Genomic DNA, 15,356 nt, shown 5'->3' with positions numbered 1-15,356 from the left:
GCGTTGGGGGTGGTGGTTCGGGTCACCCCCCCCCCCATTAACCCCACACCGACACCTCCGTCTACTCCACGTCCGCCGTGCCCGCCGCCACCAGGTTCGCCGTGCGGCGGACGTTCTCCGGCCGGGTCTCCGGCTCGGTCAGCGGCACCCGCTTGACGAACACCCGCGTCCCGCCGACCTCCAGGGCCGCCGACCTGCCCCCGGTCCCGGACCCGAGCGGAGCGGCGGACGCCACGACCTCCCCGAGCCGCCGGTCGCTCAGCGGCGACAGCCGGGCCGCCACCGCCCGGTGGGCGGCGAGCCGCGCCGGGTCCGGCCCTTCGCTACGACGCATGGACGAATCCTCCCCCGCTGGTCCCTTGACCCCCTGGCCTCCCACGGTAGGCGGCGCCACCCACCCGGAGGGCGGCCGGGGCCCACGGGATCGGTAGCCGCCTCAGCCCTGCGGCCGTCCCTGCTGCCGGGTGAAGCGGTGGAGGACGGGGGCGAGGTAGTCGGCGTGCGGGCCGGGCAGGCCCGGCAGGTCGGTGGGGGAGCGGACGAAGGCCAGCTCGACGAGTTCCCGCTCGGGCGGCGCGACGGCGCCGAAGCGCTCGCGCAGCACCGGCTCGGGCAGCGGCGGGGCGAGGAAGAGCACGCCGATGCTGCCGTACCGGCCGCGGGTGACCGCCCAGAGCGCCAACTCGCCCGGGCCGGCGCTCACTCCGGTCTCCTCGGACAGCTCCCGGACGGCGTTGCGGCGCAGGGCGGCGAGGTCCAGGCGGTCGCCGTCGGGCGGGGGTTCGACGGAGCCGCCGGGGGGCTGCCAGCGTCCGGGGGCGGCCGTGGCGGGGGACATCCGGCCGATGAGCAGGCGCCCGTCGTCGGTCGGTTGCAGGACGCTGACGGCGAGCGAGGCGGTGGGGGCGGTGGACGACATCACCTGGCGGAGCGCGTAGTGCCGGTAGGTGACGCGCGACCAGAAGACGTGGAGTTCACCGGGTCTGGGCCACGAGGTGCCCGCGCACGCCACCACCGGGCCGTCGAAGAGGGTGGGATTGGCGAGGACCATGGTCGCCCAGGTGCGGTCCCGCTCCCGCCGCTCCTCGGCGGTGAGGCGGGGCGCGGGCACTTCGACGAGCCGGATGCGGCGGACGCCGAGGACCTCGGCGGGCGGCGGGAGGAGCGGCGAGGGTGTCTCGGGCATCCGCCCATGGAAGCAGGAAACAGGCCCCGAGGGTCAGTTCGGCGCGACGGGAGGCGTCGGGAAGCCGTAGGTCCGGTCGGACGCGGTCACCACCCAGAGCGGGAACTGGTCGAGCGGGATCGGCGGGGAGGCGGCGACGTCGGGGCGCAGCGCGGCCGCGGGGAAGAAGGCGACCCGGCAGCGGCGGCAGAGCCAGGCGGACTGCCAGACGAAGTGGTGGCGCTGCCACAGTGCTTGCTGCGCGGGGAGCGTCTCGGCGAGGCGGCGGTGTTGGCCCTTGCGCGAGACGGCGTGCAGGACCACCGCGATCAGGAGGAACAGGAGGGGGAAGAGGAACGGGCCGATGAGGTAGCCGGCCACGTAGGCGGGTTCGGCGCCGTCGAGGTCGGCGTCGTGGTTGCCGAACAGGGAGAGGACCGCGAGCAGGGTGAGGACGCCGGTGAGCGCGTAGAAGGTGATCGTGCCGCCGTTCAGCCGGAGCCGGCCCGGCTGCGGCGCGGGCGGCGGGACGAGCTGGGCACGGGCCGCCTCGTCCAGCGGTGGCTGGGCGGTGGGCGCGAGGGCGTGCGGGACGGCGACGGACTGGTCCGGGGCGGAGCACTGCGGACAGGTGGCGCTCATCGGGCGGTCGGGCTCCTGGGACGCGGGCGAACGGTGTGTGCGAAGTACAGCACAGGAGCCGTGCGGACCGCTCGCGATCAGAGCAGGTCGAACTCGTCGGCCTTGACGGCGGTGATGAAGGCGCGCCAGGCGTGCGCGGGGAAGACCAGGGCGGGGCCGGCGGGGTCCTTGGAGTCGCGGACGGGGACGACGCCGGGGTGGCCGTCGGCGACTTCGAGGCACGCGCCGCCGTTGTTGCTGTAGCTGCTCCTGCGCCAGTGGGTGCCGGACATCGTCGGGGACTCCTTCCGTGGGCTCCGCATCCACGGTAGGCGGTCGGAAACGCGGGGGACAGGGTGCGTACGGATGGGATACGACTGTCCGGTGAAGTTGAGCACGACGGTCCACCGGGTCCGGCACGGCGGCGAGGAGTACCGGGTGGTGAAGGCGGGGCCCCGGTCGGGGCGCGCCGTGCTGTACGACCACGGCTGGTCGCTGGACATGTACGTGGACCGGACGGCGGCGGCGAGCCTGACGGCGGCGGTGGGACTGGCCGCGCGGTCGCGGCGGTCGCTGGTGTACCTGCCGCTGAAGGCGGGACGCGAGGGGCCGAAGGGGATCGGCGAGTGGCGGCGGTCGACGGTGGTGTTGGACCTGGTGCTGGTGCAGCACAGTCTGGGGTTCCCGCCGTCGCGGTGGAAGGCGCTGCGAGGGCGGTTGGGGGCGGGGAGGCCGCACACCGCGGAGATCCCGGAGACCGATTTTCGGAAGTACGAGGAACTCGACCACGAGCCGAGCCACCACGCGGGCCGGCACGACGAGCTGCGGTTCGGATTCGCGGCGGACACGCTCTTCCTGACCGGCAGCGCTCCGGCGTTCCGGACCACCGGCTCGCTGGTCCACTCCCTGGTGACGGACGGCCCGGTCCGCGCCCTGGAGTACCCGGGCTCGCACGACTGCGTGACGCTGGAGGACGACGGCCTCAGGATCGGACGGCCGCAGCGGAGGCGGATCGGTCCGGGCACGCTGCACATCGCGTACGCCCACGGCTGGAAGGCAGAGTGAGGGCCCTGACCGGCACGGCGGTCAGGGCCCCGCAGCTCGGGCTCGACTCGGCCCACGTTGCGCCGGCCTGTTGCGGAGGATGAGTCGTGATCGGAGTTCCTCCGAACAGCGCAGATCCTTTCGAGCGAGGCCACATCCGAACCGGCGCCCACCTGAAGCCGACCGAGGAACCGCCGGACTTCGATCAGCTCGCCTCACGCAGAGTCTTCGCCCTCGGAGCCAGGAGTGCTCCCAGGAACGCGCTGAGCACGACGATGGCCGCGATCGCACCGAAAAGGGTGGCCCAGTTCACGGTGAGCTCGGCATCGAATGCCCATACCCGCGCGGCCGCGAGGACCAGGCCGGCGGCAGCACCGGCAGTGGTGGCAAGTCCGGCAACGACAACGGACTGGTAAGCCAGGATGCGGCGTTGGATACCGCGGTGGAATCCCATGTCGTGCAGGCGCCGCAGATCGGGGCGGAGCTCCTGGGCGGAGGCGGACAGTGCCAAGGCCATCGACGCGACCACTGCCACTCCGGCCATGGAGAGCAGGATGTACCAGAGCACCGGCTTGGGCGCTGACGGCCCGCGCTCGATGCGGACATCGGTGATCGGGATGTCGAGTGGTTCCAGAGCACGGGCAAGCTGCGTCTCGACCGCCTCGGACGGGGCTTCGCCGTCCGAGGCGGTGGCTACCAGCGTCTGCGTCTGGACCGTAGCGCCGAGTTGCCGAGCAGCACTGCTGGTGAGGACCGCTCCCGCGCGAATGAGGGTGGTCTCGTCCACCGGGTCCGCGACGGTGACAGCGGGAATCTTGACGGGCTTGGGTTCACCGGACACCGGGTCGGGTTCCAGTAGCAGGCCCGTCCCGCGGTCGGAGAACACGGCCGACATCACCAGCAGCTGACCGCCCTCCAGGGCCTGCCACTCCCGGGTGGTGGCCGCGCGTCCCGTGAGCGCTCGGAACTCCGCCTGGGAATCGACGACCTGGACAGCCTTCCGAAGGGTGTTGGGCGCTCGATCGGCCGCGACCGGGGCCACGTAGAACTGGGGAGCCGAGAGCCGGGCCGAGCGGCCGGCCCCGGTTGGTGCCGGCAGGACCACCGCCTTGTTCAAGGTGATCTCGGAGCCTTCCAGGGTCCTGCCGATCGCGTCGGTGATCTGCGGGGTGGCGTCGGTGTGCCGGAGCACGACTTCGACCTGCCCGAGGTGGCGGGATCCGACGTAGGTGGACCGCTCGTTGGCGGCTGCGCTGTTGAGCATGGCGAGCGCTGCGGTGGCCACGCTGACCGCGAAGAACCCGATCGAGACGGCGGCCACCGGCCGCCGCGGCTCGCGGGCCATGCTGCGCAGCGCTACGCGGGCGGCTACTGAGGCGTCCCTGGTGACGCGGGCAAGCAGGCGGAGCATGCCCGGAAGAAGGAGGAGCACCGCGATGCACAGCCCTGCACAGCCGATCAGGCCGCTCATGGAGGCAGCGGACCGGGAGGAGACGACCATGGCTGCGGACACGCCGGCAGCGCCGACCGCGGTGAAGGCGATGCGTGCCCGTGCCATTCGCGCCGCGCGCCGCTCAGGTGTGGCGCCCAGGCGGCGGCTGACCGGTGTGTTGAGGGCCGTACGGGCCGGCCACCACACCGACAGAGTGCCGGCCGCCATGGTCAACAGGATCAGAACCGGGCCACTCAGCCAGGGCACGGCCAGTGGGGAGAGGTCGTGCTGGACCGCTTCGCGCAGCCACGGCCGTACCAGAACGCTCAGCAGGGTGCCCACGGAAAGGCCGATGATCGCGCCGCAGGCGGATGCGAGGGATCCGGCGAGGCGGCAGGTCCGCAGGATCCACCGTGCGTCCAGGCCGACCGCCGACAGCAGCGAGAACTCCCGCCGCAGTTGTCGGACACGCACTCCGAAAGCGGCGGCAGCTCCGACACAGACGAGGAGCAGCCCGGGGAAGAGGACGAGACCGGGCTCCTTCTCGATGAGGGACACGCCGTCGAGCACGTCCTCGCGGCTCTTGGCGGTGAACCCGGCTCCGGACACGGCTTCCTTGGCCCGGGCCACGGCCATGGGCGGGGCTTTCAGGAGCCGGCTCCGCGTGGCATGGGTCTCGCCGTCGTGCACGCCGTCGAGCCAACGGCCGAGTTGCCCCGAAGGGGCCAGAACGAGTCCGCTGCGGTAGGCGGCCGGGTCCTCGAAGATTCCGGTGATGACGGACGGGTCCTTGGCCCAGCGGTATCCCAGGGAGTCACCGACACGGAGATCGAACTGCTTGGCGATCTCCGTGCTGACCGCGATCTCGCCGACGGCCGCCGGAAGCCTGCCGGCCCGGGGGCGGACCCAGCCGCGGGTGGCGTCGGCGGACCAGTCGGTCTCCCGGTAGGACACCGAAGTGGTCACTCCTCCGAGCAGCACCGGGAAGTCGAGGGAGTACTCGACGTCCACGAGTGTCGCCCCGGGGGCGGCGGACTCCAGCAACTGGTTCAGTCGCTCGGAATCGGGGGACGAACCCGTCTGCGTGATCAGCAAGTCGGCCGCGGCCATCTGGCTGACGCCTCGCTGGTCCGCGGAGAGGGCTACCGCCCGGATGATGCCGGCGGCGGAGGCCGCAAGCAGAACGGGTGTGACGAAGAGCGCGAGCAGCATGGCCCGGCGCCGCCCTCGCCCCAGGACCACCCTCCAGGCCACGAGGAGTTGGGTCCGCCATCCATTCAGCATGCGGCACCGTCAGGGGCCGTGGCGGGCGAGAGGCGGCGGCCGTCCCGCAGTTCGATGACCTGGTCGCCGAACTCCATGTTCGCCGGATTGTGCGTGCTGAGCACGATGGTCACACCGTCCCGCTGGAGCCCGCTGAGGAGTTCCATGATCTCCCTGCCGGTGGCGGAATCGAGGGCACCGGTGGGTTCGTCCGCGAGAATCAGTTCTCGTTCCCCGACCACTGCCCGCGCGATGGCTGCGCGCTGCTGCTGCCCGCCGGACACCTCTACGGGAAATCGGTCGTCCAGCCCTTTCAGACCCACTCGGGCCAGCGCTGACCTGGCCGTTTCGCGGGCCTTTTTGCGTGGGACACCCGCACCCTCCAAAGGCAAGGACACATTCTCGGCGAGGGTGAGATCCTTGACCAGGTTGAAGTCCTGGAATACGAATCCCACCCGGGTCAGGCGCATACGTGCCAAGGCAGCCTCGGAAGCTTTCCTCATATCGGTGTCCAGGACCGTGAGGGAGCCGCCGTCCACACGTTCCAGGCCGCCGATCAGATTGAGCAGAGTGCTCTTGCCCGAACCGCTGGCCCCGACCAGGACCACCAGCTCGCCGGAACCGATCTCCAGGGAGACGTTGTCGACGGCGCGGACCGTCTCACTGCCGATGGAGAACTTCTTGCCGACTCGATCGGCGCGGACGATGACCACGTGGCTCCTTGGAACGGTGAAAGAGCTCCGGGGGAGACTCCCCCGGAGCTCCACTTCACCTGGTGAGGTGATGTACCGTCAGCAGGCGTACTGATAGGTGTAGATGGCGAGCGAGCTGGCCTCATCATAGTCAGCGATGCTCAGGCTGTGGTTGCTCGAGTTGTTGTTCATGCAGCGCGAGGTGCCCTTGAGGTTGGCGTCGTAGAACCACTTCGCGTCGACCGAGGAGTTGTTGTACCAGGAGTTGGTCTGGTCGTTGAAGCCCTGGTCGCTGAGGTTCCACGAACCGCCCTGCTGGTTCTGGAAGTAGCCGCCACCCTTGTAGTCGTCGTCGCGGTACAGGCAGACCCAGCCGCCGTTGCAGCCTGCCGGGGCGGCGATCGCCGCGACCGGCGCGCCGACCGAGCCGAAGATGACGCCCGCCGCCGCGCCGACAAAGAGACGCTTACCCAACATGATCGAATCCTCCTTCGGGCACGCCAAGGGCGCCGCAGTGAGTGAATTCGGGGGGCAAGCAGCGATACGGAGGCCGATGCCAGCTCCGGACCCACCGATGTGTTGGTGCGCGGATGAACCTACGCAACGAAGATCGGCCGCCGCAAGGGAAGTTTTACGCACACGAACAGTGAAGCGCGCCAGTGGCGGGCGGTGTTTCACCCGTGCCGGTCAGTTCTAGGCGAAAACTTTCCATCGCTTTTGCCGTGGGCTCGCATGCGATAGATCGTCGACAGTCGTGACCGATAGGGGTGGGTTTGTCGGGGCTTTACTGCCGGACTGCGCGCCGATGGAACCTGCAGTCACGTTTCATCCGGTCCTCGACCGCCGCTTCTCGGTCGTGCGCGGAGGGGTGCCGGCGCTTCCTGCTCCAACTCGGCCAGTCCGCGCCCAGGTGCGTCCCGCCGCCACTCCAAGGGGCGGCACTCTGTGCTTCGGCGGTTCGGGCCGGCGGTCGGCAGGGCTGAACCCGGTGCGGTTCGAGATGGCCCTGAGGGGGTGAACACAGGGCCGACCGTGTGATGTCCGACGGCCCGGGGCCCGGAACCGAGCGGTTCCGGGCCCCGGGGGCGTGCTGCGGGCGTCAGTTGGTCTGGTAGCGCGCGGCGGTGAAGTCGAAGCCCGGGGTGAGGTCGGGCTTGGTCACGGTGGCGGCGCCGCCGGTGACCAGGCGGTTGCTGGAGTCGAGGGCGACGCCGCGGGCCGAGGCGCCGCCGAGGCCGAACGAGGTGGTGACGACGCCCGAGGTGCCCCAGCTGGTGTCCAGGAGACCGTGGAGGTGTAGCGCAGCACGGTCTGCAGGCCGGTGTTGGGGTCCAGCGGGAACGGGGAGATCTCGCCGCTCTCACCGGCGGCGTCACCGGATCTACGCTGAAACGGCGGCGCGCCTCAGAGCCGGGCGTCCGCCCCCGTCGGGCCGTCCTCCGCCGTGCCGCGCAGCACCCGGCGGGCCTCCTCGGCGGAGGCGGACGGGGTGTCGCCGGCGCGGCGGGCGACCTCGGCGAGGGCCGCGCGGTGGGCCGCCTCGTGGGCGTCGGCCGGGTCCGTCGCGGTGTCCGGGATCACGCCGGTGCCCTCCCAGTTGGCGCCCGACACCGGGTTGATCGAGCGGGCGGTCGGGATGGTCGCCTCCAGGTGCGGGTGCAGGGTGAAGCCCCGGCGCGGGTTGGCGCCGCCGCCGGACGCTTCGCCGACCACCACGGCGCGGCCGTGTTGCTGGAGGTCGTAGGCGAGCGCCTCGCCGCCGGAGAAGGTGGCCTTGCTGATCAGCACGTAGAGCGGCTTGCTGCCGCCGAACCGCGGGCCGGGCGCCATCGCGGGGCTCCAGAACTGCTGCTCGGCGTCCGTCTCGCGGTCGTAGAGGGAGCTGAGGTGCGTCGGCTCGTCGAAGAGGTGGCCGCAGATGTGGGCGGTCGTGTACGGGTGGCCGCCGACGCACTCGCGCAGGTCCAGGATCAGCGCCTCGGCGGGCGCGACCAGGGTGAGCGCGGCGTTCAGCGAGTCGCCGGTCATGTCGAGCGGGAAGAGGATCGGCGCGAGCTTCAGCAGGGCGACGCCGCCCGCCAGGCGCTCGATCCGGGGGACGCCGCCGAGCGAGAGGTCGGCGGACCGGGTCAGCTCGGCGAGGAGGGCGCCGTCCTCCTGCTCCGCCGGGATCGCGGTCGGGTGGAACTTCAGCCGCAGGTGGCGGTCGCCGTTGACGGACTGGAGGTCCTCGGTGACCAGCCGGCCGAGCGTCTCGGCGTCCCCGGCCCGTGCGTAGCGGCCCTCGGCGAGCGCCTCGGCGAGGCGGGCGGCGATCCGTGCGCCGATCTCGGGGAAGACGTAGAGCTCGGCCGCGAGCCGGCCGGCCTCGGCGACGATCCCGGTGATCTCGGCCGACTGGAGCTGCGTCATGTGCCGTCCCCTGCTGCTGGTGATCGATCAGGTAGGGCATCAGTGGAGCACGCGGCTTGCGAAAGCGTCAAGAAAGTTGGACGCTTTACCCATGGAGGACAGGACCCGGGACCAGGCCGAGGAACTCACCGTCGAGAGCCCGCAGCAGTTCAAGGCGCTCTCCCACCCGCTGCGCCAGCGGCTGCTGCTGGCGCTCGGCGGGCGGCCCGCCACCGTCGGCGAACTCGCGGCGGCGCTGGACAGCCGCAAGAGCACGGTGGCCCACCACCTCAAGGTGCTGCAGGAGGCCGGTGTGGTGCGCATCGTGGAGACCCGGAAGGTGCGCGGCGGCAGTGAGCACCTCTACCGGCGCACCGCCCGGCGGATCACCGTGGCCGGGCGCGACGCCGGCCCGACCACCGCCCTGCTCGGGGCGGTGGCCGAGGCGTGCGTCAAGGCTCCGCAGGACCCCCTGCTGGTGCTGCGGCACCTCCGGCTGACCGCCGACCAGGCCGCCCGCCTCGGCGCCGCCCTCCAGGCCCTGGTGGACGAGGCCGCCGAGGCCCCGGAGGGCGAGCCGGTGCACGGGGTACTGGTGGCGCTCTACGAGCAGGCGGCCGGCCAGGACTGAGCACCCGGGTGGACGGACCGGCTCAGCGGCAGAACTCGGCCTCCGCGAGCCCGCGTTCGCCCTCGACCCAGTCGGCGTTGGTGTTGAACGCGGCCGCGTGCCGCCCGTCGCGGGTGGTCAGCGCCACCGTCGACGACCCGTGGATGGTGCCCGTGTGGCCCCAGAGGGTGACCCCGCAGGAGAGCTTCACGCTCCCGATGCCCAGCCCGGGGCCGCCGCCGGCCGGGAGCATCTCGTCCAACTCGGCCTGCGGCAGCAGTCGTCCGCGCACCAGGGCGGAGTAGAAGCGGGTCAGGTCGTCGGTCGTGGAGATCATCTCCCCGGCCGCACCGCCCCACGAGGGGTTGAGCTCGGTGGTCTCCAGCGGCGTCGGCGAGCCGCCGAACAGCGTGGAGTAGCCGAGCGCGTGCGGCCGGGGCAGCCCGGCGGCGGTGCCGGGCAGGGTGGTGGCGGAGAGGCCCAGCGGCCGGATGATCCGCCGCTCGATCTCCTCGCCGTACGGGCGGCCGGTCGCCTTGCCGATGATCATCCCGGCCAGCACGAAGTTGGTGTTGGAGTACGAGCGGGACGCCCCCGGTGCGAACAGCGGCGGATGGGAGACCGCCGTGCGGACCAGGTCCTCGGGCCGGTACGTGTCGTAGCGGTGGAGCAGGAAGTCCGGGCCGGCCAGCCGCTGGATCATCGCCGGGTCCTCGTCGTAGGAGAACAGCCCGCTGGTGTGGCCCAGCAGGTGGCGGATCGTGATCGCCGACCCGTCGTTCCCGTTCCCCCGCACCACGCCGGGCAGCCACCTCTCCACCGGGTCGTCCAGGGAGAGCCCTCCCTCGGCCCGGAGTTGGAGCACCACCGTCGCGGTGAAGGTCTTCGTCAGGCTCCCGATCCGGAACCGCTCCCGGGGCGACCGGGGCTGCCCGGTCGCGGTGTCGGCCGCCCCGACGGCCGCCGACCAGCCTCCGCCGCCCTCCCGGACGCCGGCGATCGTGCCGGGCAGGCCCTCCGCCCGGACGAGCTCCGCCATCGCCGCCCTGGTCGCGCCGTGGACGCCGTCGCCGTGCCGCCCCCGGTCGTCGGCCGCCACCGCCGACGTCACCGTGCCCGCCGTCACCGCGGCGGCCACCGCCACCGCACCGAAACCGCGCCGAAGCGCCCCCTGCCGAGCCATACCGACCTCCGAGGTCCGAATCGCCCGCCCCCCGCTGATCGGACCAACGGCCGGTCCGCGCGGGGTGGTTCCCCGCGCGGCCGGGACGTCAGGCCGGGCCGCCGCCCGCCGTCCAGCGGGTCAGCTTCTCGGGGTTGCGGACGGCCCAGATGCGGATGATCCGGCCCTCGCCGGAGAGGTCGAGGGCGGCCACCGTCGCGGTGGCGCCGTCGCGTTGGGCGACCAGGCCGGGGCGGCCGTTGACGGTGCGCTCCAGGAGGACGAGCCCCGGGGCCTTCTCGGCCATGAGCACGAGGTACCGGGCGATGCGCGCGCCGCCCTCGACCGGGCGGGTCGCGGCGCCGACCAGGCCGCCGCCGTCGGCGACCATCGTGGCGGCGGGGTCGAGCAGGCCGACCAGCGCCTCGATGTCCACGGCCTCCCACGCCCGTCTGAACCGCCGTACCACCTCGGCCTGTTCGGCCGCCGCGGCCTGCCGGTCCCGCCCGGCCGCGGGGAGCCGGTCGGCGCCGACCCGGGCGCCGTCGACCCGGCGCCGGCCGGAGGAGGCCAGTTGGCGGCAGGCGGCGGGGGTCCGGCCGACGATCGCGGCGATCTCGGGGAACGGGTACCGGAAGACGTCGTGCAGGACGAACACCACGCGCTCGGCGGGCGTCATCGACTCCAGGACGACGAGGAAGGCCATGCTGACCGACTCGTCCAGGGTGATCCGGTCGGCGGGGTCGGCCGGCCCGCCGCCGGTGCCGCCGAGCCACTCGGCGGCGTCGGGCAGCGGTTCGGGCAGCCACTCGCCGACGTAGCGCTCGCGCCGGACCCGCGCCGAGCCGAGCACGTCCAGGCAGATCCGGCTGACCACCGTCGTCAGCCAGGCGCCGGGCGCCTCGACCGCCCGCCGCCGGGCCGGCGCCATCGTGTACCAGCGGGTGTACGCCTCCTGCACGGCGTCCTCGGCCTCGGCCGGTGAACCGAGCATCCGGTAGGCGAGGTTGATCAGATGGCGCCGCTCGCCGACGGCCTCGTCCGCGGGCCGTTCGGAACGCCCGTCCTCGGTCCCCATGCCGGCCGCCCCCTGTTCGTGCCCACCCGCCTCACACTCCACGGGCCTGCGTCGTCGAATCAGCGGGACACTACCGATCCACCGCCGCGAGGCAGGAAGAGGGACCGCACCATGGCCATCCCGAGCAACGCCGTCGAGCGCCGCAGCCTCACGTTCCCGCAGGTCGCGCTCGCCCTGCAGACGCTGGCGATCTTCTTCCAGGCGACCACCGCGGGCCTGCTGCTCTCCACCGACTACGGCGGGACGCTGCACGGCGTCGGCGCCCGGGTGATGTACGGGGCCTCGATGCTCTACCTGCTGGCAGCGATCCTGGCCTGGCGGCCCGGCGGCGGTCCGGCCCGGCCGGTCCTGTACGCCACCGGCTTCCTGGCGCTCGCCTCGGTGCAGGTGGTGCTGGGCGTCGCCCACGAGCCGGCACTGCACGTGCCGCTGGGCGTGCTGATGTTCGGCCTGAGCCTGCTCGACCTCGGCCGGGGCCTGGGCCTGGGCCGCGCCGTCCGGTAGTGCCGCGCCCGGCCGGGCCGGGAGCGCTCCCGGCCCGGCGCGGGCCCGCCGTCCGCTCAGAAGGTCAGCGCGGTGGGCTGGGCGTCCGCGCGCATCGCGGCGTCGGTGCCGCCGTCGACGAACAGGGTGGCCCCGGTGGTGAAACGGGCCTCCGGGCGCAGGAACTGGTGCACCCAGAAGGCGATGTCCTCGGGCCGGCCGAAGACCCCCAGCGGCATGGGGGTGGGGAAGGAGTCGGCGTCCGGCTCCTCGCCCACGCCGGTGGACCCGAGCATCAGCGGGGTGACCACCGCGCCGGGGGCGATGACGTTGAGCAGCACGCCCTCGCGGGCCCACTCCGGCGTGACCGCCGTCCGGCGCACCCAGCGGGCCAGGGCGAACTTGGAGCTCGCGTAGGCGGAGATGCTCGGCGCGGTCCGCGCCACCTCGGCGGGGATCCCCGCCTGGGCCGCCCGGGCGTGCTCGCGCGCGGCCTCCTCGTCACCCGCGAGGAGCAGGCCGACCAGCGTGTCGTCGATCATCGGGACGGTGGTCGAGGAGTTGGAGCCGATCACGACGGCGCGGCCCGCGGAGGAACGGGCGAGCGCCGGGCGCAGCCCCTCCAGCAGGGCGACCGGGCCGAAGTAGTTGATGGAGGCGACCGCGGCGGCGTCCTTCATCGCGGGGCCCACGCCGGCCACCGCGGCCACGCCGTCCAGGAGCCCGCCGGAGGCGTCCAGGATCCCCTGGACGGCCGCCCGGCGGCCCTCGGCGGTGCCCAGGTCGGCGGTGATGTCGGCGTCGTGGAGGTCGATGCCGATGACGGTGTGCCCGGCCTCCCGGAGGACGGCGGCGCTGGCGGCGCCCATGCCCGAAGCGGAGCCGGTGACGGCGTAGGTACCCATGGTGTGAGCCTCTCGATCACGTGCGCGCCGGCGCACGGGACTGGCGGGACGCCCGGTCCGGACAGCCCGGTCCGAGCATCTGCCAATCGCGATTCAATCACTGATTGGATGGTAACCCGGGTTCCTGTGGTGCAATGGCGACATGCCGGATGGAACCGCCCAGAACCCCGCCCCGCCGCAGCGCCCCACCCCGTCCCCTTCCGCGTCTCCGTCCCCGGATCCCGCCCCGACCCGGGAGCGGCTGCTCGCGGCCGCCGAGCGGCTCTTCCTCCAGCGCGGCGTGGGCCAGGTCTCGGTGCGGGCGATCAACGCGGAGGCCGGCCTCAACCCCGGCGCGGTGCACTACCACTTCGGCTCCCGGGAGGGCCTGGTCGCGGCGCTGCTCGGGCGTGAGCTGCTCCCGCTCTGGCAGGACCGGCTGGAGACGGCCACCCTCCACCCGACGGCCACCGGTCCGGCGCAGGTGCGGGCGCTGGTCGCGGCCGTCGCCTCGCCCTTCGACGAACTGGTGCGCACCGAGCGCGGCCGGATGCTCTGCCGCCTGCTCGCCCAGACCATGCTCACCGCCGACCGGCCGCTCAGCGGCTCCCCCTGGGCGGGCACCGCCCCGTTCGAGGTCGTCCTCGGCCGGGCGCTGCCCGAGCTGACCGTCCACGAGATCACCGACCGCTGGCGGCTGGCGTTCACCACACTGCTGGAGGCCTACGGCCGACCGCTCGCCGCCGACGCGGACTCCGCCGTCGATCCGTCGTTCCCGGAGCTGGCCACCGTGGTCGCGTTCCTCACCGCCGGGCTGACCGCTCCCCGGGCGGACGCCGCCGCGTAGCGGGCCGTCCGCGCCGCCCGGACGCCCGGACGTGGTCCGGATCACAGGAACTCCGGCGTCCGAACGGGCAGGTCAGGGCATGACCGCTACTTCCGTACCCCGCCGGAACGTCCTCCGGGCCCTCGCCGTCGCCGTCGCCCTGGTGGGCGCGTCGACCCCCGCCTGGGGCGGCGCGGCCGCCGCCGCCGAGCCGGAGACGTACACCCTCACCATCCGGCACCTGGACCGCTCCGGCCAGGCCCCGGCGAAGTACCGGACCTCCGTCGTCGGGATCTCCGGCCCCGGCGCCGACCGGTCGGAGTCCGCGTACGACCCCTCCGGCGTCATCACCCTGCGGCTGCCCAAGGGCCGGTACCTGCTGGAGAGCGACCTCTACACGGAGCGGGCGTCGGACGGCGACGACTGGATCGTCCAGCCCCGCCTGGACCTCGACCGCGACACCACCGTCACCGTCGACGCGCGGACCACCGCCCCGGTCGACCTCCGCCCCGCGGACGGCTCCGCGCGCTACCTGAACGCCGGGATGTTCCTGGAGGTCACGCACGGGGGCGTCACCCGGATGGCCAGCATCGTCAAGGCGACACCGACCCTGCGGGTGGCCCACCTCGGGCCCGACGCCGAACCCGGGTCGGTGCGGCAGTGGTACGACGCGTACTGGGCGACCGACACCGGCGGCTACGCGCTCGGCCGCACCTTCTCCGGCACCCGCGCGCTGACCGGGCTCACCCACCACTACACCGTGCAGGAGCTGGCCGCCCTGCGGATCCGCGGCGGCGCCCGGCCGGGCGCCGGAGGGGTGGGGGTCCTCGACCTCGGACCGACCCCCGGCCAGGCCGCCGGACCGACCGTCGGCGCCCCGCAGCCGATGACGGTCCCCGGCACCGCCACCTACTACGTCACCCCCGAGCGCGGCACCTGGGACGTCACCCTCGCGGCCCCCGCCGCCGCCGGCGCGCGGATCAACCGCTACTCCGCCAACGGCATCGCCGTCCGCGCCGGGACCACGACCACCCTCACCTTCGACAACCCGGTCTTCGGCCCCGCGCTCACCGCCGGCGCCGGCGTCGAGCGCGACGGCGACACGATCACCGCGAACCTGCCGCTGCTCGCCGACGGCGACGGCCACGCACCGTCGGCGCCGTCCTTCGACACGGCCTACACCGCGCTCTACCGCGACGGTGCGCTGGTCGGCACCCGCTCCGGCGCGGACAGCGCGGCCGGCCGTGCGGCGTTCACCGTGCCTGCGGCGAAGGCCTCGTACCGGCTGGCCGCCACGGTCACCCGCAGGTCCGCGACCGGGGCGACCACCCGGGTGAACGCGTCCTGGACCTTCGCCTCGGCCGCGGCGGACGGGCCCGCGGCGGTGCCGGTGAGCGTCGTGCGGTTCTCGCCCGAGCTGAGCCCGGCGGGCACGGCGGTGGCCGGGAGCGCGCTCCGGGTGCCGGTCACCGTGCAGGGCGCCGCCGCGGACGGCCGGGTCCGCACGCTGACGGTCTCGGCGTCCACCGACGGCGGTGGCTCGTGGACCGCGCTCCCGGTCGACGCCGGCGCCGTCACCGTCCCGAACCCGCCGGCGGGCACCGGCGTCTCGCTGCGCGCGGAGCTGACCGACACCGACGGCAACACGCTCGACCAGACCGTCGTCGACGCCTACCGCACCGAGTGAGTGCCGCGCGGACGGACC

General features: G+C 73.4%; 15 protein-coding genes and 1 pseudogene. 5 read left to right on the top strand and 11 right to left on the bottom strand.

The window, feature by feature from the left end:
- Window positions 1-91: 91 nt before the first annotated feature.
- The 4 genes and pseudogenes from ACFVFS_RS09390 to ACFVFS_RS09375 form a co-directional block, all read right to left on the bottom strand.
- A pseudogene (locus ACFVFS_RS09390) lies at window positions 92-334 on the bottom strand (protein kinase family protein); the annotation flags it as partial.
- Between the two features lie 102 nt (window positions 335-436).
- Window positions 437-1,186, bottom strand: coding sequence for an NUDIX hydrolase (locus tag ACFVFS_RS09385; protein ID WP_380621884.1), 750 nt, complete (start codon window positions 1,184-1,186; stop codon window positions 437-439).
- A gap of 33 nt (window positions 1,187-1,219) precedes the next feature.
- On the bottom strand, window positions 1,220-1,807 hold the full coding sequence (locus tag ACFVFS_RS09380; protein WP_380621882.1) for a hypothetical protein: 588 nt from the start codon (window positions 1,805-1,807) through the stop codon (window positions 1,220-1,222).
- A gap of 77 nt (window positions 1,808-1,884) precedes the next feature.
- Window positions 1,885-2,079, bottom strand: a complete 195-nt coding sequence (locus tag ACFVFS_RS09375) for a DUF397 domain-containing protein (RefSeq protein ID WP_380621880.1) — start codon at window positions 2,077-2,079, stop codon at window positions 1,885-1,887.
- A gap of 91 nt (window positions 2,080-2,170) precedes the next feature.
- On the opposite strand from ACFVFS_RS09375, the gene ACFVFS_RS09370 reads away from it, so the two are divergent.
- Window positions 2,171-2,851: a hypothetical protein gene (locus ACFVFS_RS09370; RefSeq protein ID WP_380621878.1), complete on the top strand. Its 681-nt coding sequence runs from the start codon at window positions 2,171-2,173 to the stop codon at window positions 2,849-2,851.
- Between the two features lie 184 nt (window positions 2,852-3,035).
- Here ACFVFS_RS09370 and ACFVFS_RS09365 read toward each other — a convergent pair whose 3' ends face one another.
- The 4 genes from ACFVFS_RS09365 to ACFVFS_RS09350 all read right to left on the bottom strand — a co-directional run bounded on the left by ACFVFS_RS09365 (window position 3,036) and on the right by ACFVFS_RS09350 (window position 8,629).
- Window positions 3,036-5,474, bottom strand: a complete 2,439-nt coding sequence (locus ACFVFS_RS09365) for an FtsX-like permease family protein (RefSeq protein WP_380621876.1) — start codon at window positions 5,472-5,474, stop codon at window positions 3,036-3,038.
- Between the two features lie 65 nt (window positions 5,475-5,539).
- Window positions 5,540-6,238 (bottom strand): ABC transporter ATP-binding protein, encoded by a 699-nt coding sequence (locus tag ACFVFS_RS09360; protein ID WP_380621874.1) that lies wholly within the window; start codon window positions 6,236-6,238, stop codon window positions 5,540-5,542.
- 78 nt (window positions 6,239-6,316) lie between these two features.
- A complete protein-coding gene (locus tag ACFVFS_RS09355; protein WP_380621872.1) occupies window positions 6,317-6,694 on the bottom strand; it encodes a peptidase inhibitor family I36 protein in 378 nt (125 codons plus the stop codon).
- A 927-nt stretch (window positions 6,695-7,621) separates the two neighbouring features.
- Window positions 7,622-8,629 carry a S41 family peptidase gene (locus ACFVFS_RS09350; protein ID WP_380621870.1) on the bottom strand — a complete coding sequence of 336 codons (1,008 nt, stop codon included), beginning with the start codon at window positions 8,627-8,629 and terminating at the stop codon, window positions 7,622-7,624.
- Window positions 8,630-8,720: 91 nt separating this feature from the next.
- Between ACFVFS_RS09350 and ACFVFS_RS09345 the strand changes: the two genes are divergently transcribed.
- A complete protein-coding gene (locus ACFVFS_RS09345; protein ID WP_380621868.1) occupies window positions 8,721-9,239 on the top strand; it encodes an ArsR/SmtB family transcription factor in 519 nt (172 codons plus the stop codon).
- A 22-nt stretch (window positions 9,240-9,261) separates the two neighbouring features.
- On the opposite strand, the gene ACFVFS_RS09340 is transcribed toward ACFVFS_RS09345, so the two are convergent.
- On the bottom strand, window positions 9,262-10,401 hold the full coding sequence (locus tag ACFVFS_RS09340) for a serine hydrolase domain-containing protein (protein ID WP_380621866.1): 1,140 nt from the start codon (window positions 10,399-10,401) through the stop codon (window positions 9,262-9,264).
- Window positions 10,402-10,489: 88 nt separating this feature from the next.
- Window positions 10,490-11,458 carry an RNA polymerase sigma factor SigJ gene (gene sigJ / locus ACFVFS_RS09335; RefSeq protein ID WP_380621864.1) on the bottom strand — a complete coding sequence of 323 codons (969 nt, stop codon included), beginning with the start codon at window positions 11,456-11,458 and terminating at the stop codon, window positions 10,490-10,492.
- Window positions 11,459-11,569: 111 nt separating this feature from the next.
- Between sigJ and ACFVFS_RS09330 the strand changes: the two genes are divergently transcribed.
- Window positions 11,570-11,962, top strand: coding sequence for a hypothetical protein (locus tag ACFVFS_RS09330; protein WP_380621862.1), 393 nt, complete (start codon window positions 11,570-11,572; stop codon window positions 11,960-11,962).
- A gap of 56 nt (window positions 11,963-12,018) precedes the next feature.
- On the opposite strand, the gene ACFVFS_RS09325 is transcribed toward ACFVFS_RS09330, so the two are convergent.
- Window positions 12,019-12,846 (bottom strand): SDR family oxidoreductase, encoded by an 828-nt coding sequence (locus ACFVFS_RS09325; RefSeq protein WP_380621860.1) that lies wholly within the window; start codon window positions 12,844-12,846, stop codon window positions 12,019-12,021.
- A 142-nt stretch (window positions 12,847-12,988) separates the two neighbouring features.
- On the opposite strand from ACFVFS_RS09325, the gene ACFVFS_RS09320 reads away from it, so the two are divergent.
- The gene (locus ACFVFS_RS09320) at window positions 12,989-13,672 is read left to right on the top strand and encodes a TetR/AcrR family transcriptional regulator (protein ID WP_380621858.1); all 684 of its coding nucleotides are present in this window, start codon (window positions 12,989-12,991) and stop codon (window positions 13,670-13,672) included.
- Between the two features lie 79 nt (window positions 13,673-13,751).
- Entirely contained in the window at window positions 13,752-15,338 is a 1,587-nt protein-coding gene (locus ACFVFS_RS09315) for a serine protease (protein WP_380621856.1), read from the top strand.
- Window positions 15,339-15,356 lie beyond the last annotated feature (18 nt).

The sequence above is a fragment of the Kitasatospora sp. NPDC057692 genome (genome assembly GCF_042799475.1).
GTDB lineage: Bacteria > Actinomycetota > Actinomycetes > Streptomycetales > Streptomycetaceae > Kitasatospora.
Note: the sequence above shows the minus strand (reverse complement) of the source record. Positions and strands in the feature narration are given on the sequence as shown.